Annotated in this window: 14 protein-coding genes; 8 read left to right on the forward strand and 6 right to left on the reverse strand. The window is 61.0% G+C overall.

The window, feature by feature from the left end; translation table 11 throughout:
• Positions 1-408: 408 nt before the first annotated feature.
• The gene (locus A1351_RS24445) at positions 409-1,509 is read left to right on the forward strand and encodes a helix-turn-helix domain-containing protein (protein ID WP_064032384.1); all 1,101 of its coding nucleotides are present in this window, start codon (positions 409-411) and stop codon (positions 1,507-1,509) included.
• Positions 1,510-1,587: 78 nt separating this feature from the next.
• On the opposite strand, the gene A1351_RS04930 is transcribed toward A1351_RS24445, so the two are convergent.
• The 4 genes from A1351_RS04930 to A1351_RS04945 form a co-directional block, all read right to left on the reverse strand.
• Positions 1,588-5,025 carry a hypothetical protein gene (locus tag A1351_RS04930; protein ID WP_157096114.1) on the reverse strand — a complete coding sequence of 1,146 codons (3,438 nt, stop codon included), beginning with the start codon at positions 5,023-5,025 and terminating at the stop codon, positions 1,588-1,590.
• Positions 5,026-5,483: 458 nt separating this feature from the next.
• Entirely contained in the window at positions 5,484-6,620 is a 1,137-nt protein-coding gene (locus A1351_RS04935) for a peptide-binding protein (protein WP_245291574.1), read from the reverse strand.
• A gap of 156 nt (positions 6,621-6,776) precedes the next feature.
• Positions 6,777-7,013 (reverse strand): helix-turn-helix transcriptional regulator, encoded by a 237-nt coding sequence (locus A1351_RS04940; protein WP_024881906.1) that lies wholly within the window; start codon positions 7,011-7,013, stop codon positions 6,777-6,779.
• Positions 7,013-7,618, reverse strand: coding sequence for a DUF2975 domain-containing protein (locus tag A1351_RS04945; RefSeq protein ID WP_024881907.1), 606 nt, complete (start codon positions 7,616-7,618; stop codon positions 7,013-7,015). Before A1351_RS04945 ends, A1351_RS04940 begins: the two co-directional genes overlap by 1 nt.
• A gap of 77 nt (positions 7,619-7,695) precedes the next feature.
• On the opposite strand from A1351_RS04945, the gene A1351_RS04950 reads away from it, so the two are divergent.
• From A1351_RS04950 to A1351_RS04960, 3 genes are read left to right on the forward strand one after another with little or no spacing between them, the layout of a single operon-like run.
• Positions 7,696-8,052, forward strand: a complete 357-nt coding sequence (locus A1351_RS04950) for an HIT family protein (protein ID WP_024881908.1) — start codon at positions 7,696-7,698, stop codon at positions 8,050-8,052.
• Between the two features lie 19 nt (positions 8,053-8,071).
• On the forward strand, positions 8,072-8,629 hold the full coding sequence (locus A1351_RS24450) for a histidine phosphatase family protein (protein ID WP_157096115.1): 558 nt from the start codon (positions 8,072-8,074) through the stop codon (positions 8,627-8,629).
• A 32-nt stretch (positions 8,630-8,661) separates the two neighbouring features.
• Positions 8,662-9,621: a carotenoid biosynthesis protein gene (locus A1351_RS04960; protein WP_198162225.1), complete on the forward strand. Its 960-nt coding sequence runs from the start codon at positions 8,662-8,664 to the stop codon at positions 9,619-9,621.
• Between the two features lie 126 nt (positions 9,622-9,747).
• Here the strand turns inward: A1351_RS04960 and A1351_RS04965 are convergent, their stop codons facing one another.
• Positions 9,748-10,863, reverse strand: coding sequence for an RHE_PE00001 family protein (locus A1351_RS04965; protein ID WP_024881911.1), 1,116 nt, complete (start codon positions 10,861-10,863; stop codon positions 9,748-9,750).
• 372 nt (positions 10,864-11,235) lie between these two features.
• Positions 11,236-12,672, reverse strand: coding sequence for a DUF6880 family protein (locus A1351_RS04970; protein WP_064032389.1), 1,437 nt, complete (start codon positions 12,670-12,672; stop codon positions 11,236-11,238).
• Positions 12,673-12,833: 161 nt separating this feature from the next.
• Here A1351_RS04970 and A1351_RS04975 point away from each other — a divergent pair, with 161 nt between their 5' ends.
• The 4 genes from A1351_RS04975 to A1351_RS04990 form a co-directional block, all read left to right on the forward strand.
• Positions 12,834-14,012 carry a Fic family protein gene (locus A1351_RS04975; protein WP_064032390.1) on the forward strand — a complete coding sequence of 393 codons (1,179 nt, stop codon included), beginning with the start codon at positions 12,834-12,836 and terminating at the stop codon, positions 14,010-14,012.
• A gap of 1,094 nt (positions 14,013-15,106) precedes the next feature.
• Positions 15,107-16,312 (forward strand): plasmid partitioning protein RepA, encoded by a 1,206-nt coding sequence (repA, locus tag A1351_RS04980; protein WP_064032391.1) that lies wholly within the window; start codon positions 15,107-15,109, stop codon positions 16,310-16,312.
• 2 nt (positions 16,313-16,314) lie between these two features.
• Positions 16,315-17,331: a plasmid partitioning protein RepB gene (gene repB, locus A1351_RS04985; RefSeq protein WP_024881915.1), complete on the forward strand. Its 1,017-nt coding sequence runs from the start codon at positions 16,315-16,317 to the stop codon at positions 17,329-17,331.
• A 212-nt stretch (positions 17,332-17,543) separates the two neighbouring features.
• The coding region (locus tag A1351_RS04990) for a helix-turn-helix domain-containing protein (protein ID WP_305791300.1) at positions 17,544-17,826 on the forward strand (283 nt) is incomplete at its 3' end.

A 17,826-nucleotide genomic window follows, 5' to 3' on the forward strand; every position in this document is an offset into this window, starting at 1 on the left:
GCGACAGGTCTGCAAGGGGGCATTTGCGGTCATTCGGCCACGCCGACAAAGCGGTCGCCGCTGGCAAAAAGCGTAGCGGAATGAACCGCAATCATCACTTGGCGGCTAGACGCTCATGAGAGCGAAAACATGCAGATCGGGCGCCCGTCTGGACGCCGACTCGGACCCCGACGTCGGATCGACGCGATCTGGAGCTACGCTGAAAATTGCACTGCGGCGCTTTGCCGAGCGTCGCGGTCCGACTTGCCCAGCGTCTCATGCCCGAGGGCGCCACAGCGTGAAGCCGGCCTCTCTCGATAGTGGGTGGATGCGGAATCCTTAGCCCGCTGGCTCGAGCCGATCCATTTGCAAATCCCCCGGCTCCGGAGTAACGCTCGGCCATTCGTCGACTATTTCAGCATCTCGAGCATGAACCAGCATCCGCCGCCCACCGACATGCAGCAGCCGCTGCGCTTCTCGAGTGGCGACTTCGCTTCGCCCGATCTCGCGCTCGAGCGTTTTCGCCAACTCACAGAGGACATTTGCGATGTGATCGTGCTCGGAGAGACGAAGGATTTTCGCGTCTCTTCGACGACCCTGCACCTGAGCGGCGCGCTGTTGCTCGAAGCGCGGTCGAGCGCTCTTCGTTACGACCGCACGCCGAGACATGTGGCGCGCGGGATCGATCATTTTCAACTGGTCATGTATCTCGGCGGCGGGGCCGAATTCTTGGCCTCGGACCACACCTATCTTCAGCGGGCCAGAGACGTCAGTCTCATCGACATGGGACAGCCGAGCCTGACGCGGGAAATGCAGGCAGACGACGGCGTCACCCGAAACATCAGCTTTGTCCTGCCGAGGGTGTTGCTTGCGCCGCTGCTAAGCGCGGCCGATAGCGGACCTACGGTCAGAATCATGCCGCGTGAAGCGCCCTATACGCGCATGCTGAGCGACTGCATGCTCGCGTTGCGGCGTTGCGCTTTGGAGCTGACGCACAGTGAAAGTCAAGCGGCCGTCCAATCGCTGGCGCAGCTCGCAGCGGGAGGATGCAATCGGCGCTGGGAAGACGACCAGTCGCCGGCCAGCGCTTCCCAGGAATCATTGCGCGCCCGCATCAAGACTCATATCGAGAACAATCTCGGCGTGGCGTCGCTCGGGGTCGAACCTCTTTGCCGCGAGTTTGATTTGTCACGCGCCGGCCTCTATCGTCTTTTCGCGCCGCAAAGCCCGATGAGCTATATTCACGAAAGGCGCCTGCACCGCGCCTTCGCCATGCTGATCTCGCCCGCTTTCCGCACGTGGCGAATCCTCGATATCGCCTTGGAGTGCGAGTTCGCTTCGGATGCGACTTTTATTCGCGCATTCCGTCGACAGTTCGGCGTTTCGCCCGGCGAGGCGCGCAAGCTCGGCGAGCAGAAAGTTCTCGGCGCGCCCCCAGGCGGCGGCCCCTCGCATCCGCAGCCGGACGCCGAAGCGTCGCGCTGGGTCTCGCAGCTCACGGGCGCCGTGCTGGCGAGGAACGACCTCTAGGCGAATCCCATTCGCCTGCGTGTCCATCAAACAGCGCTGGTTCAACGCCCGGCCGAAGCCGAAGCGCACTCCACCGACCTAGGACGCGATGGCTTTTCTCCATCCCCATCCGTCATTGAAGTCACCAAAGAAGTGCGTTTTGTCGATGCCCAGTTTTATCGGGTTGCCGGAAACGTCGCTCGGATCGATGGGTTCGAACAGCGGATTTACGAGGCTAGCCGGCGGATTGCTTCCATCCTGCCATATCGTCGGATTGCCGCCCCGATAGTATTCGTTCGGTTTTATGACCAAAGGGTCATCCTTGCTTTTCAACACACGGATCTCGTACCAGACTTGGTCGTCGGCCGCGGGCGGGGTCGTGCTGCCGGGCGGAGTCCATCCGTGAACGCCGCCGTAATGCAGTGCGCCGTCCGGGCTGTTCGCGAACGGGTAGTGCCCCGGCGGATGAGGATAGGCGCCGTCCCCAGCCCCCCAGGATCGATAATTGCGCCCAGGCAGTTCGAGACCATCCGGCCCCCATTGTGGATCGTTCTCCGCGCCGGTCCGATTGGGGCTGATGACCCACTGTTCGTAAGTGAGCGGCAGCAAGGCTCTATAGAAGGCGCGCTTCGCAGACACTGCGATCGCCTGCGCGAATGTGCGTTGAACAGCGGTTCCGAACGCCCATGATCCATTCGCATGCGCGCCGGCTTGCTCGAGCTTGCCCCAGTTGCTGAAAAGGATGTCTTCGATGTGGTTCGTGAGGTCGACCAGTTGATCGAAACGCGCGAGCAAATCCTGCGCGAGGAGGTCCGCCCGGTTCCATATCTTTTGAGAGTTCGGTCGGCTGCTGCCGCCGCTCTCATGACCTGGGCTCAAAGCGGAGGCGAGTCCGAACACATTCGCAACGAGGCCGAGCGGCGCCGCGATCTCCTCGGCCGGAGTGAAGCCCAAGATAGAGGATGCGACGGACAAGGAATACCCGACGATGTCCAACCAATCGAGGCTCGTCGTCTCATGCTCATGCCTTTTGGCGTTCGCGAGCGCATTGTCGATGACCGTTCGGGCTATCGATTGCAAATCGACATAGCCGCTGAATGTCGCGTCCCTGAATACCCGGCGCCATTGCGTGACGATGTTCTTCATCGCCGCCACATAGAGCATCTCGGTTACGAGCTGCGTACGCACATCGTCGAACTCGGCTTCCGTAAAAGCGCTCCCGGCCGGGTATTGCAAATTGCCGGTCGCCAGAGCGAGGCCATCCCAATCGGCGGATTTCTTCAGCACATATTGCGGACGAAGGTCGACAATTCCGGAGCCCGGCCAGAGCTGATCGGCAATATGGGCCATCGCAGCCCGATATCCGGCGCCTTCCGCATAGGGCCAGTCCTTTGCTGGCCCGAACGCCACTTCCCATAGCCGCGTCGTTTCGAATTCAGGGCTGGACGAGCTGGTCTGAACGCTCCACTGCCATTGCCGCGTGCGGATCAGCGTGCCCACCAACCGAGGGCGCGACTGAACCTGTCCGGTCTGCCCTTGGATGAAGTTGCGCCTGCCATCGTAGGGATGAGTGCTGGCCACCACCGTAAGGCCGCCGTTCGACGTGCCCTGGTTGTACTGCTGGAAACCGAACGCGGTGACGATGTCGTGGCCTGCGCCGCTGGTCAGCGCGCCGATCTGTCCGGCTACTGTCGGGTAGCCCGGGTTCCAAACCCGATAGAGGGCGTTCGCGGGATTTTCGGACCCATCCGATACGGCGAAAAGCCTGCCGTCCCATGTCGGAAAATTCTTTGCTTCGACGTCGTCGTTGGCCCAGCTCGGAGAGCCGTTGGGCGTATTGCCCCACCACTGTCCCTGACCGAAGGTCTGCAGCACGAGAAGCGCACCGGACGCTTCGGCGCGGAAGTAATCCAGCGCGGCTGCAAGACCGCTGACGCCGCTGCCGAACTTTCCGTGTTTCGGGTCTCCTCTCTCCCCCTCCACAGCGGCCCCCCTGGGAAGGCAGAGTTCGAAAGTGAGATTGGCGCGCAGGTCTAATCGTTCGCCATCGAGCGCGACCAGCTGAAGCGCCGTCGCGCCATTCTGGATGCTCTCGGAAGGAAAGGCTCGGTCGCTGATCTTTATCACGTTGCGAGTGTAGCCGTCCGATCCGCTCGCCTCGGTATCGAGCGCCAGCATTTCGGGGGAAACGAAGGAGAACGCGTTGCCGGACGCCATTTGCAGATAGCCTTTCAGGCTCCCTCCCGAATCCGAAGCCGAAAGATCTGTGCTGTTCTGCCATGCCTGGCCCGGGTTGAGCCCCTTGCGGCCGATGACCGAAAAACGTCGTTTGGCCAGAATCCAGGCGCCGTCGGGACTTTCTGCAACGGCGCCGATGCTCCCGAGGATTTCTCGAAATAGCTTTTCGTCGACCGCTCCAGGAGTCCTGTGGCCCTGAGGGCGCGCGGTCACGATTACGATCTCGTCGCCGGTAAGCCGATTTATGTCCGCCTGCAGTTTCTGCAAGTCGTTCTCATTGTAGGAGAGATCGCTGATTTCGGTCAGAACCGTCTGATCGAGCACGAGCATGCGTAGCCATTCGGAGGTCGATCCATAGTTCCGGCTCCCGATCCGAATATCGCCTTGCTCGTCGATGGTTTGAATAGGCAGACCCATCGGATCATCGGTCGGAACAACCGCAATCTCGACCTCGTCCACGCCGATGAGTTCGTCCGCCGGCGCCTCGTCTCCGCTGTTCAGAACTTCCGAGACCGCGAGTCGTACAAGGTAGCGGCCCGGCGTATTTCCGACGAACCTTGCCTGCGAATTCGCCGGATCGCTTATTTCCGCCTGAGCGCCGGTCGGTCCTTCGGCAATGCTCCAACGAAACCGAAGACGGCTGCCGTCGAATGCAGATTTCGATTCTGAACCGTCGAGAGTTATGGAATTGCCGACGGAAACGATTCGACTCCGGCCTGCTCCTGCGAGTGGAGCAGTCTTGGCGACAGTGATCGAGCGCGCTATTCGGCTCGACACATAGTCGCCGCACGGAACATCCACTACGAGAAGATTGTCCCCGTACGTGAGTCCGTCATCTGCGCTGAGGTCTACTCCTGCTCGGAATCGATCGGAGTGGACGCGAACCTTCGCGCCCGATCCGGGATGCTCGAACAGCACCAGACCGTTGAGGACGGCTCGCTTCACCCGTGTCTGGCGATTTTCATCGAGCTCCAATTGCGCGTGACCGGATTCGGTGATTTGCCACGCAGTGAAAGAGAACCCGACCGTCTCCTGAGTCGCAGTACTGCATTCGCCGACTGCCGCCATGAATGTGCCCGGACCGAGATCGAAATCCGTGCCGCGTTCGAAAACGGCGCTTCGTACCCCGGAGACCGGTTCGCTGAAACGGCAAGTCACATCTCGACCATTTAGACGCGCGCGAAAATCGTCAGCCGGAGCCCATACGCTCACGGCCAACAACGGCTCTTCCAGATCGTGAATTTCGAGCGGGGAAACGATGTGGATGCTGCCTATTCTGCTTTCACTTTCGACACTCATTTGTTCCTCAGAAGAATAAGAGAAAAGAAAAAATGCTCGTTGGGAAGCTAGACGCCCGAGAACCTGCGCTGCCGCAGTCCAGGAATGCGAGGCGCCGCGAGACCTTTTTATCAAAAAAGGCGAGATGCCGCTTTGCCGGATGTTCCACAGCGATATGCCTGCCGTCTCATGTTGCGAGGCGGCGTCACGGACCGAGCCCGGCGAGGAGAGTGCCGGTGAGCTGTTATCGCCCAGCGGACAGAATTCTGGATCCGGCTGCGGGTGGGCCGGTTCTGGGGCAAAGACTGGAAATCGCGAGAATCGCTGTCTTGGATCGGCGAAGTTTGAAGATGCTGACGATACGCGCCAACAGGTCCGTGAAGCCGAGAACATTGGTCTCGATCAAACTATGATAGTCCGAGTCCGTGGCGCGCACCCTGTCTATCAGGCGGTTGGGCGAAGGGGACGTTTTGCACTGATCAATCGTATCCCGAGATCACCGCGTCGATTTCGATCCGCGCGTTGTCGCGCTCCAGCAGCAGCCGACGACGATCCCCCGGCGCGCCATGGAGCTTCGACAACACAGCCTCCTTACCGGCGCCCCGAATTTCAGCGCCGTTGACTGCGACGAGTTCGTCGCCGATTTCGGCTCCTTCTATGACTGCATCGGCTCCGGCGGTCCTCGCCTTGCGAACAAAGTTGCCGATGAAGTAGCGATCATCGCGCCGAACGAGGGTAAGACCCGGCTGATCGAGTTCGTGCAAATCAACGCTCCGCTGCTTTTGCCAATAGGTCATTCGGTTCGGGTAGTCGATTGTCAGCTTGTAATCTTTGAGCACATTGCCGCCGAGCCAGCCGATGACGGGTTTCGGAGCCGCCTTGCTCCAATTGTCCCAAAAGAAGTCTCCGAGCAATCCATCGGCGAAGGCGCCGAGTATAGGGGCGGTCGCCAGTGCGCCGACATTGTCGAGGGAGAGCGCGCCGACCGTCATCCTCGGAACGCGGAACTCGACGCCGTCCTTCTCGAAGGCGAAATCAACCATATTGGCGTTGGCCGGGCCGACCGCGCCAAAAGCGCGCCGCCAGTCAGGATGCTGCGCCATCCAGCCCCTCGCGACATCACCTCGCACCCAGCTGTAGCCGGAGCCAGCGTCGAGCGCGAGCGGGTAAACGCTTTCGCCGATTTTGGCCTGGATCGCGATGACGCCGGTCTTTAAATTGACATCGCACGGAACGGCGACGCCCTCTGGTTTTCGGGTCCCGGGCTCCGCGATAGCGAAGGAGTGACGACCATAGTCGAGAGTCACAATGAACTGCTGTAAGAGGCTCGTCGGCAGCATAGCTTCGACCGGCTTGGGCGCGAAGAGATGTCGAAAGTCCGGAACGCCGAGTCCGCCATCGCCATCCACGACGTCGCCCGCCTCCGCCATGATCGCGCGGTCCCCGACCCAGAGTCGTAGCGGTCGCCCTCGGTCGATGGCCAACTCCTGATAGAGCGTCCGCGTCAGAACCGGCGCAGCCATACCCATGTTGAACCAAACGAGCGCCTTACGCGCTCCCCCCTCGGGCGTCTCGAAGGCGACGTCCAGCAAAACACGGCTGGTGTCGAGGATCATAGGAATTTCGCCAGTCGTGAAAGCCGCGGCCGTTTGCGGCGGAGGGCCTTTTCGCGCCGCCTCGGCCGGCGCGACAACGCAACTCAGAAGCAAGGGAACAACCAAAAGCGGACAACGAGGAAAATCGGTCATGGCGAAGCCCAGCCACAGAATGAATCAAACGGCGTCTTTCAAGGATCCCGCCTCGTCATCCGGCGTATATTCCATCAGGTCACCGGGTTGGCAGTCGAGATAGTGGCAAATCGCGGCGAGCGTCGAAAAGCGAACGCCATTCACCTTGCCCGATTTGAGGAGAGAGAGATTCGCCTCGGTGATGCCGATCGCCTGCGCGAGCGTCTTTGAGCGCATCCGGCGTTTGGCCAGCATGACGTCGAGGCGCATGATGATCGGCATCAGACGAATCCATCCCGTTCCTGCTCGATCTCACGACCGAACTCCATGACGTCGGCGATGACGAATGCCAGCGCGCCGAAGATCAACGACATGACCTCGTCGAGGTGAAACCAGATCGGGTCACTCGTCACGCCCGCGAGCATGATGACGCGATTGGCGACGAATGGCGCGGCCGAGTAGAGAATGAGGCCTACGCCCATGAATTTTATTCGGCGCGCATTTTCGAAGGCGAACACGATCCCATCGGCATAGAGACGAAACAACCCGCGCGCCTCGTGAAGAATGAACATGATCGGCGCAGTGAGCAGGCAGATGGCGACGGCGCCCGCCAGCCGCTGGCTCGGGGCAAAGGCCGAGAGAGCCACGCGGCCGCCCGCCGGATCGGGCGCTCGTCCGATCCATAGTCCTCCCGGACCAAAAGAGAGCAGCGGCCCGTCATAGAGCAGCGCCGCCATGGCGAGCGTCAGGGTAAACGCTGCAGCCAATGCGAAGGCGACGGTCAGCGCGGTCGCGAGCAGGTCGCTTCTGCGTCGGATTGCGACCCGTCTTGGCTGATCCTGCGTCGCAGCTATCGGCCGAGAGGGAAAGAGCGTGACATTGTCCATGTGGACCTCGGCATTCCGTTATTGCCATAGATAAATAATTATCGTAATGCAATAATATTATGCCGATTGGAGTTCCCATGTCCAGCCCAAACTGCCCATTTTGCGCCGTGTCGTCGCTGACCCTCGTCGCAGAAAACGAACTCGCCATCGCCATCCGTGACAAGTTTCCGATACGCCCCCTGCACACATTGGTCATTCCAAAGCGTCATGTCGCCGACATATTCGAGGCTTCCGCGGCTGAGCGAGAAGCCGTTCACGAACTCGCATCACGATGCCGCACGATGTTGATGGACGAAGATCCGACGATAGGCGGATTCAACGTCGGCTCGAACATCGGTGAAGCGGCGGGACAAAAAATATTCCACGCGCATCTTCATCTTATCCCGCGACGGGTCGGCGATACTCCGCCGCCACCGGCGCGTCCGGTCGCGTGAAGCGAGTCAAGGCATTTCTATGGCTTCCACGATTGTCCTCATTCGGCACGGCCGCGTCGCGATTGAATCCGACGGGCTCTTCTCACGCGAGGACTTCCTTCGCTTCGTTGAAGATTACGATGCTGCGCCCCTCTGCCCGGATTCTCGCCCTGCGGAAAAATTGACCGAACGGCTGCGACTTGCTCGCGGGTTGTTCGCGAGCGAACTGCCGCGCGCGAGAGAATCGGCGCGCATCCTTTTTCTCGATCGAGACGTTCGATACGACGCGATGTTCAATGAAGAACCGCATCACGTCGTTCCACGGCTCCAATTTCGAATGCCGCTCCTGGCCTGGTTCGCTTGGTCACGCGTCGGCGAAGCAATGAGTCCATCCCTGCATCGAGCGGTCGCCGCACGCGGATCGATCGCGGCGAAGCGGTTGATCGTCGAGGCCCATCACGGCCCCACAGCTCTGATCGGTCATGGCTGGGTCAATCGTTTCATTGCGCGTTCGTTGATCGAAAGCGGGTGGAGATGCTCCCTGAGACACGGAGGTTCAGAGCCGTGGTTCTTCCGTCTCTTTTCCTCATGCGAATGACTTCGGTGATGACCAGAAGAAAGGCTATGCTCATGAAAGTTCGCATTTGGGCTTGGAGCGCGACAATTTCCTTTCTCGTCGTTGTTATCGGTTTCGCGTGGAGCGCCACTCTTTTCGCTCAAATTCTCGCGGCGATCTCCATTTCCTGCGCGTTCGGGCTCGCGTGCCATGCCTATGGCGTAAGGCACGCCGTCGCACTTCTCCTCATTTGCTCGGCTATAACGTTCACCATCGAGAACATTGGCGTGGCCACGGGGCTGCCGTTCGGGCTCTATCACTTCACGATCGGCGCCGATCGACCGCGGATCGGCGTCATCCCGCTCGTCGTCGGCGGCCTATGGTTCGGCATGGGATATTGCTCATGGGTCGTCGCCGGCGCCCTGCTCGACCACGCCGACGGACGGCTGAACGAGAAAGGCAATGTGATCGCTCTACCCCTCGTCGCGGCTTTCGTGATGACGCAATGGGACGTCGTCATGGATGCGCCGAGCGCGACCATCTCTGGAGCATGGATATGGCATAGGGGCGGCGCCTTCTTCGGTGTGCCGATCTCCAACTTTTTCGGGTGGTTCTCGACTTCGTGGCTGTTCTTTCAGGCCTATGCTCTCTATCTGCGTCGGCAAGAGCCGGCGCTGGATTCAGCCCGTGCGCAGAGCCCCGAGTTTCGGGTGGCGGCCGTCTTGCTTTATCTGAGCGCCGGTCTCACTCATCTGACGCCCTGGCTTATCGGACCGGGCGGAGATACCGTCGACGGCGCTGGTCATGTTTGGCGCATCGATGACATACGTGAAAGCACCGTCGCCGTCATGCTATTCACGATGCTCTTCTCTTCCACACTCGCGTTGCTGCGCATCGGTCGTGAGCACGCTGGCCCCGCAAACGAGTCGTCCGCGCTTTGCGGTTTTCACCTGCGCGCCGTCGCCGCATTTGCTGACGAATTTCGCGATCAACGAGGCATTTCTCGGCGAGAAAATTACGGCGACGGACCTTGAAAATGGCAATTCGCGCCTCCGGATTCGATAGGCGGCGGCGTGCCTGCGTTGCGCCAAAACCTCCGACGCCACGCGGTGAACCCACGCGAGTCGATTGCCCAGATTTGGTCCGACATACTCCATCCATCAGATGACAGCCCAAGCCCTGTATCGACCGCGTCCGGTCAACTCGCGAAGGTTCGACGAGAGTTCGTCGATCATCGTAGTGGCGGCTTGTTGAGAGACCCGAAGCTCCTTGGCGGCGAGAGGGACAGTGACGACCGGCGAAGCGAGACACAATTCGACGAGCTGCGGCATCCTCGAATTGGTTCTTCGGCCTTTGCATTTTCTGAGCAGGAGCTCGCGCGCGAGCGTCAATCTGTCGAGTTCCTTCGAGTCCGCCTTCGCCATCGCTTCGATCGCACATGCGAATGCGATCAATCGAGTTTCCAAATCATCCCGGCCGACTCGCCGAAATTTGGCCTGTCGAAATCCAGAATGCAGCGCGGTGAGATGATGTCGTGTCTTTCCACGGGATCGGAGCAAGGCCGCGGCGAGCAAGGAGCCGAGCCAAGCGCTGCGCTGCAACGGCTCGATCTCCTCCCAAGCATCGAGCGCGACGCTTGCCGCCATCAATGGCGGAAGGTTCTGGCTGCGGCCCAAACGCTCGCGCCACTCCGCGAGACGGGCCTGATCGTCCCAATCTTCGTCGTAGACCAAACCAGAGTCGTCTCGCTTCGGCGGAGCCGGCTGGATTCGCTCTATCGGGCGTGACGTTCGCGCCAGCAATTCGTCGATTTCGGCGAATTCTCCTGTAATGATCGTCTCACCGTCCTCATCATCCAGCTCTCCATCCGCCGCTTCGTCCATGGCGCCCGAACCAGCGGTTGGCTCAAACACCGCATCATTCGATCTCCCTGCCCCACGTAGATTGGCGAGGCCCTCGGTCGTCAACGCCCAGGCCGGTTCGCGATCGGCTATGCGACGACGCGTGAGTAGAACGGCGTGGGCCCGCACGAGCTCGTGCGTCGGCGTGCGGACGTCCATTCCGGCGTCATGAAGCACGAGATCTTCGAGCTGCACGAATTCGCCCGCGCGCCACAAGGCGGCGCAGGCGTCGTGGAAATGCGCGCGAAGAATGAACGCTTCGGCGACGGGACTGGAACGAAGCCGCTCGTCGAAACGCGCGAGGGCGTCCGACGCGCTCTCGAAGGGCGCCTGCAGAGGCTCGAATGAAACCGAGCCGGGAAGATCTAACCCCATTTTTAATCCTGCACGAATCAAGACGATTATCAATTTAGTGCGAATGTAGCTTGAGTGATAGAAGATACATTTGTCTGTTTCGTCACCCTGATCGAAATGCGCCGCCGCGGCTGGCCGAAAGCAAGCCTCGGAACGGCTCCGGAGGCGAGCTTTCGGCGCGAATCGACGAAAAGGGCGTTTTGCAGGCCTTTCTTCTGCTCACCACTATGTCGCGGCGGCGAACTTCAGCCTTCGGATGCGCTTCGAAACGAACAGTTGTGGATAGTCGTCGGCAATGTAGCGCTTGGCTTGGCCCCTATGACGCCCTGCCCTGTTTCGATCCGCGCGCCGCTTTAACGGCGCTGCAAGCGTTCGACCGATGAGAACCTTTGCTCAGGCCGTGTTGGACCAGAACGAAGTCTTCTTGCCGTGCTTGCCGCGTATCCGGGCTAAGAAGGCTTGGTGCGTCTCATGCTTTCCGAAGTCGGCGATATTTGCCGCCAACCCCGCGCATTCTAGTAAATGGCGCGCCGCGTGTTTGTAGCGGCTGGTTCGACTCTGATCGAGCGCGTATTCGATCATGGCGCGCAACGCCAGCGTCGCCGCCAATGGATGTTTTCCAGCCAAGGCCTCGGCGACCGGCGTCAAAATTTCATAGCGATCTCCGTCGAGATCCTGGGAGCGCTGTAGGACAAGCTTTGCCGACCGATCGAGCGCCGGCCATGACGCCAGGAACCACAGCGCCTGTTGGAAATTGGCGTGGCTTTCGACGATGTCGAGCGCTCTTGTTTCCACCTCGATATCGTCAAAGTCGGGAAGGCGCTTCAAATGCTCGCGTAAATGCCGCTCTGACAGAAAGCGCTCGAAGCACGACCAGCGCGCTGATTGCGCCTCCTCGTTTCTACTCAGCGCGTCGAGCGCCGCGATGCGCGCGTCTTCCCATTCGAACTCAGGGCGGTCGGCGCGCCCACGCTCGGCGGCTTCCACAATCTGCAGCGCCTCGTCGGCGCGGCCGGCGGCGGTGAGCCGTCGAGAAATTTCCGCCGCGATTTTCGGAGATTTCGTCGCTCGTGTGTCATATTGCGCGATGAAGGCGTCGACGTCGCCCTGCGCGTCGGCAATGTCGCTCAGCGCAAACCGGATGACGCTGGCCTGATGGCGATTCTGGATATCGTCTTCAAATATCGGACCGCTCGACGACCAGCCGATTTTGCGTCTTTCGTGATCCGCGAGTTTTTTCGTCGGCTCGTTGGACAGCGTGATGAGACGCTGCTTCAAATGCACGAGACCGGCGTCGCCGAGCGAACCGCTCAACGTGGCGATGAGGTGGTCGTATTGTCCATAGTCGTTGGCGAGCAGCGCCTGATATGTGCGGTCGGCCAACTCCACTGCGTTACAACGTGCGGTCTCGGCCAAGCGAGCGAGGTCCTTTGCTCCTTGGTGAAAAACTCCGATGATCGTGCCGCTACTGTCGTCGCAGCGCGCGAACACCGAAGCGGCGAGCGCTGTGAAGCTCCACATGAGATCGAGCGCTACTTTCGGATCCGCCGGTCCGACGTGATCGACGATTGCGCGTCGCTGCGTTTCGAGATCGTCGACGAGAGCGCGGCGTTTCTGCCAATCGATGAAGGCGCTGAATCGGGAGATCGCGGCGAGGCGTTTGCGAATTTCTCGTGAGGCGTCGGCCGGACTGCGGGCGCCGGCAAGCGCAAGGCGCAAACGTCGCTTTACGGCAGCGTCGCCACTGCTGATTTCCATCAACAGTTCGGCGAGCCGCGCGGCGCCGAGCGCTTCGAGGTTTTGAGCGTTGAGCGTGTTTTTCGACGCCATGAGGGAGTTTATAGCCGAATCGAGTTTCGCGGAGGCGTCGCAACTGTGACGGGGGCGGTCCGGTGGGGCGCCCAGTTAATTAAGCCGCCTTAAAACCCCAGGTCAACTATTTAAGGAAGCATCCAGTTGCTTAAATAAGGTGCCTGGGTCATGCTGCGCCCATGAGCGTTCAGAATTCCCATAGCTCTCGGCTCGGTCGATACGTGGAGGCGACTGTCGGCGGCGAAGTTGTACGCGCCTTCGTTCCCCCTCCTCTGCCGCCGAGCCCGAACATCGACCTCCTGCCCCTTCTCGGTCGCCTCAGCGCCGCGGAACGTGCGCTCGGCCGGCTCGATGGAGCAGCCGTTCTGCTGCCGCGACAGGAACTTTTTCTCTACATGTATGTCCGCAAGGAAGCCGTGCTCTCATCGCAAATCGAGGGCACGCAGTCGACCCTCGCCGATCTCCTTCGGTTCGAGACCGAGGCGCAGTCTGGTCAGCCGATCGACGACATCCGAGAAGTCTCGAATTATGTCGATGCGATGATGTATGGCCTCGAGCGGCTCGAAGAATTCCCGCTCTCGCTTCGACTCATTCGTGAGCTCCACGGCCGCCTCCTGCAGAGCGGTCGTGGCGAGACGAAAGACCCCGGCGAATTTCGTCGCTCGCAAAATTGGATCGGCGGCACGCGGCCAGGCAACGCGTTGTTCGTGCCGCCGCCTCCGAGCGATGTCAGCGCCTGTCTCGACGCCTTCGAGCGGTTTATTCACGAAACTCGATCGCAATTGCCGCCGCTGATCAAAGCTGGCCTGCTTCACGTCCAGTTCGAGACCATTCATCCGTTTCTCGACGGCAACGGTCGCGTCGGGCGCCTTCTGGTGACGCTGTTCCTGTGCGCCAATGGCGTGCTGCGCACTCCCCTCCTCTATCTCAGCCTTTATCTGAAGACGCATCGCACGGACTATTATCGTCTTTTGCAAGAGGTCCGCGAGAATGGCGCTTGGGAGAGCTGGCTCGAATTTTTTCTGGAGGGCGTTGCCGAAACAGCGAATCAGGCCTTCGAAGCGGCCGTGCGGATCGCCGGTCTTTTCGCGAGCGACCGGGAGCGGATAGCAGCGGAGAGCGATCGGACGGGGTCATCTCTTCGCATTCACGACTTGCTTCAGCTGCATCCGTTCGTCACCGCGAACGACCTCGTCGCGCGTGCCGGGTTGAGCGCGCCGACAGTCAATGCGGCGCTGGCCGATCTCGAGCGTTTGGGCATCGTCGCGGAGATCACGGGCCGTCGGCGTGGTCGCGTTTTCAGCTACCGCGCTTATCTCGACATTCTCGGCGAAGGAACGGCTCCGCTGCGAGGGTGAACTCCGTTTCTCGCCTCGGGTGTTTGCAGAGAGCGCCCCTCCCGTTCGAGGAGCCTTTCCTCGACGAGGCGCAGGTTGAACGGAAATCGGAAGTAGATCTGTGGTGGGAACGATGGCGCTCGTACTTCACGAGCGATGGTCTGAGGCCGAAGATCGCCCCTCTCCGCTTAGCCACCCGTCAAGTGACGTCGCCCTCTTCGCGCTCCCTGCCCTCTTTTGTGAACGGTTCGGGATCGACTTGGGGGCGTCTTGCGGGGCAATCCCTTCCGACGACTGCGGACGCGATGGGGTATGACCTAGTGAGGTCGCGAGCGAGAAGTTGGGCCTCGGTCGTCGACACTCACCAAGCGAATTTTTGATCGGGCGGCCGTTGTCTCTCGACCGCCCTGTCCAGCTTTGATCTCGACGCGGGCGCGCGACGGCCGGTTGACCGCTCTCCGCCGAGTTGCACGCGGACAACTTAGGAACGAGCGTGACACGCTTTGGTTCAAAACAGGTCCGATGAGTGGCCCTGGACGCCTCCCGTCGAAACTTGCGGGTGATTTACGTGCAACACCACCTTCGTCCCCGTGAGAGCGTCCCGCGTGGGGGCGTGGATGCGCCCAAAAAAGGGCTGGTTGCAGTGAGGGGAGTGATAGTTGATTGCATCCCCGATTTGCGGCGTCGTCGAGAGCGCGATCGATGATGTGTGAGGGGCGGCCTCATAGGGCGCGTGGGAAACAGCGGCGCTCGAAAAGCGAATAGCCCGAATCGCCACGGCATTCGGCTCTCCGCAGAGGCCCGGTCGGGTGCGAATGCCACTCCGACACTCTGTCGTATTGTTAGGTGATAGAACTTCGCTCGCATCGATTCAAGTTGCACGCGTGCAACTCCCGAGGGGGCGCAACTGTTGGCCGAAGCCGGCGCGATCGAAGCGGCCGAGTTGTCCGCGTGCAACTGGGGAATAGGGCCGCCTGGCGGCGAAGGCGTTGGACGCGGCGGTAACCTCTCGTTAAATAAAAACTCCTTGCGATGTGGAGCGAATCGGCCCTTATACTTCGATCAGCGCATTTCAGGGCCAACAGCTGAAATTTCCGCAGATCCAGGGAAGTCAAATGCCGACATCGATCATAAGCCAGCAGCGGGGTCCCGACGACCTGCGGTCGCTGATCAATGCCGACGCCGCCGAGTTGTCGATGCGCCTTCGCGCGCAGCAGATCAGGGATTTTCCGCCGGCCGCGCAGAAGACCATTCGGCGATTTTCCCCTGCGGAGGCCGCACGCTTCATCGGGATTCACGAGGGCTATTTGCGACAGCTCGTCGCGGAAGGGAAGGGGCCTCCGGCCCAGCCGAACAATCGGCGGACCTATTCGGTCGAGGACATCGACGGCCTCCGCGCCGAACTCGACCGCAATGGCAAAGGCGCGCGCCGCTATGTGCCGCATCGCAAGGACGGCGAGCCTCTTCAAATCGTCTCGGTGATGAACTTCAAGGGCGGAAGCGGCAAGACCACGACCGCTGCACATCTCGCGCAATTTCTGGCGTTTCGGGGATATCGCGTGCTGGCGGTCGATCTCGATCCGCAGGCCAGCCTCTCGACCTTTTTCGGCCATCAGCCGGAGCTCGACGTCGGCGAAGGCGAGACGATCTACGGAGCCATTCGCTACGACGCGCAGCGTCGCGACATGGCAGAGATCGTCCGCGCCACGTACATACCGAATTTGCACGTGGTTCCCGGGCAATTGGAGCTCATGGAATTCGAGCATGAGACGCCCAAGGCGCTCATGGGACGACAGGAAAATAGCTCGCTGTTTTTCGCGCGCGTCTCCGAGGCGCTCTCGCAGGTGAGCTTCGCTTACGACATCGTCGTGATCGACTGTCCGCCGCAGCTCGGCTTTCTGACCCTTTCCGCGCTCTGCGCCGCGACCGCGGTCTTGATCACCGTGCATCCGCAAATGCTCGACGTGATGTCCATGTCGCAGTTCTTGAACATGACGGGCAGCCTGCTCGACGTCGTCGCCAACGCTGGTGGCGAGACGCAATATGATTGGATGCGATATCTGGTGACGCGCTACGAGCCGAGCGACGGCCCGCAAACGACGATGGTGGGGCTGCTGCGCTCGATCTTCGGCTCCCGAGTGCTCACGCATCCGATGGTGAAGAGCACGGCGATCGCCGACGCCGGCCTGACGAAGCAGACGCTCTATGAAGTCGAGCGGCAGCAGTTCACGCGCGGAACCTATGACCGCGCGGTCGAAGCGCTGGATCTCGTCAATGGCGAGATCGAAGGCCTTATTCGCGGCGTTTGGGGGAGAAGCTGACGATGGCGCGGAAAATCAGCTTCGACGCGCCTTTGGAGGAGACGCGGCCTCAGGAGGCGGAGGCGCGCGCCGCAGCGCCGCATCCGGCGCGTCCGCTTCTCGGTCTCGATCGTCCGATCAAGCAATCGAGCGCTCTCGGCGCCATATCGCAATCCTTGGGCGACATTTCCGAGCGTGTGAAGCGGGCCGAGCAGATCGAGCAGAAGCTGGTCGCAGGCCAAACCGTCGTCGAGATAGACCCCAGTCTCATCGACGCCTCCTTCGTGCCCGATCGCATGGACTCTACGCCGGAACAGAATGCGGCGTTTCGCGAGATGATCCGCGAGCATGGGCAGAATGTTCCCATTCTCGTCCGCCCGAAGCCGCCGGAGCGTTTCGAGGTGGCCTTCGGCCACCGCAGATTGCGCGCCGCTCGCGAGCTCGGCGTCAAGGTTCGCGCCGTCGTGCGCGATCTGACCGATGAGCAGCTCGTCGTCGCGCAGGGGCAGGAGAATAGTGGACGGACCGATCTCACCTTCATCGAGCGCGCGCGCTTCGCGGCGCGGCTCGAGGATCGGAAATTCTCGCGCGAGATCATCATGGCGTCTCTCAATGTCGACAAGGCCGCGCTGTCGCGCCTCATCGCCATCGCGACGCGCGTTCCCGGCGCGCTGATCGACGCGATCGGCCCCGCGCCCGGATTTGGCCGCGTGCGCTGGCAGGAGCTGACCGAGCTTCTCGATGTGGAAGACAATCGCGCGCGGGCGCGCGCCATTGTGGCGGAGCCCTCGTTCGGGGATTTGGACACCGATAAAAGGTTCCAAACCCTCTATGACCGGTTGCGCGTTCGCGAAGCCCGCCTTCGCCCCGAGACATGGAATGCAGAGGATGGGACGCGCGTCGCGCGCATCATGCGCTCCGGCAAAAAGCTGACGCTCACATTCGACGATCGTGTGGTCCCGCAATTCGGCGATTTCGTCGCCGAAAGGCTGCAGCTTCTCTATGAGGAGTACAAGGCCGGCGGAGATCGCGGGAGCTGACGCTTCTTTCGCGCCGCGTATCTGGCGCTGTTTTAGCGTTTCACGAAACCAACGGAGATTGATCGCAAAAGAAAAAGGCCCCCGTCACGTCGCCGTTCCGGAAGCCCCTTCTTTGTGTTGGCGCTCGAAGAATCACACTTCCGCAAATCGCTGTCAAGAGTCGGCGCCGTTTCGGTGAGCGGATTTCTTTTGCCTGAATGAGGCAAAGGAACATGCAGACACGTCCAACGACGCCCTTCGGGCGGCGGCCGCTGTCGCTCGCCATGGTGGCGAGCCAGGCCGCGACCGAGAATTTCGCCGCAAGGCCGGGCGCTTCCGAAACCGTCGTCCACAAATGGCGGCTGTTTCGGGCGCTCACCGAAGCCAAGGAGCCGCTCGGCGTCACCCAGCGCGCGCTATCGGTGTTGCACGCACTGCTGAGCTTTCACCAGGAGACAGCGCTCAGTCTGCCGGAGACCAATTCAAACGCGGCGGACGCCGGCTCAGTTGCCGGCG

This window comes from Methylosinus sp. R-45379 (assembly GCF_001644125.1).
Classification (GTDB): domain Bacteria; phylum Pseudomonadota; class Alphaproteobacteria; order Rhizobiales; family Beijerinckiaceae; genus Methylosinus.

Excerpts from the sequence above, each read along its gene's own strand:
- A1351_RS24445 (WP_064032384.1), top strand. The coding sequence starts at position 409 with ATGAACCAGCATCCGCCGCCCACCGACATGCAGCAGCCGCTGCGCTTC.
- A1351_RS04930 (WP_157096114.1), bottom strand. The coding sequence starts at position 5,025 with ATGAGTGTCGAAAGTGAAAGCAGAATAGGCAGCATCCACATCGTTTCC.
- A1351_RS04935 (WP_245291574.1), bottom strand. The coding sequence starts at position 6,620 with ATGATCCTCGACACCAGCCGTGTTTTGCTGGACGTCGCCTTCGAGACG.
- A1351_RS04940 (WP_024881906.1), bottom strand. The coding sequence starts at position 7,013 with ATGCCGATCATCATGCGCCTCGACGTCATGCTGGCCAAACGCCGGATG.
- A1351_RS04945 (WP_024881907.1), bottom strand. The coding sequence starts at position 7,618 with ATGGACAATGTCACGCTCTTTCCCTCTCGGCCGATAGCTGCGACGCAG.
- A1351_RS04950 (WP_024881908.1), top strand. The coding sequence starts at position 7,696 with ATGTCCAGCCCAAACTGCCCATTTTGCGCCGTGTCGTCGCTGACCCTC.
- A1351_RS24450 (WP_157096115.1), top strand. The coding sequence starts at position 8,072 with ATGGCTTCCACGATTGTCCTCATTCGGCACGGCCGCGTCGCGATTGAA.
- A1351_RS04960 (WP_198162225.1), top strand. The coding sequence starts at position 8,662 with ATGAAAGTTCGCATTTGGGCTTGGAGCGCGACAATTTCCTTTCTCGTC.
- A1351_RS04965 (WP_024881911.1), bottom strand. The coding sequence starts at position 10,863 with ATGGGGTTAGATCTTCCCGGCTCGGTTTCATTCGAGCCTCTGCAGGCG.
- A1351_RS04970 (WP_064032389.1), bottom strand. The coding sequence starts at position 12,672 with ATGGCGTCGAAAAACACGCTCAACGCTCAAAACCTCGAAGCGCTCGGC.
- A1351_RS04975 (WP_064032390.1), top strand. The coding sequence starts at position 12,834 with ATGAGCGTTCAGAATTCCCATAGCTCTCGGCTCGGTCGATACGTGGAG.
- repA (WP_064032391.1), top strand. The coding sequence starts at position 15,107 with ATGCCGACATCGATCATAAGCCAGCAGCGGGGTCCCGACGACCTGCGG.
- repB (WP_024881915.1), top strand. The coding sequence starts at position 16,315 with ATGGCGCGGAAAATCAGCTTCGACGCGCCTTTGGAGGAGACGCGGCCT.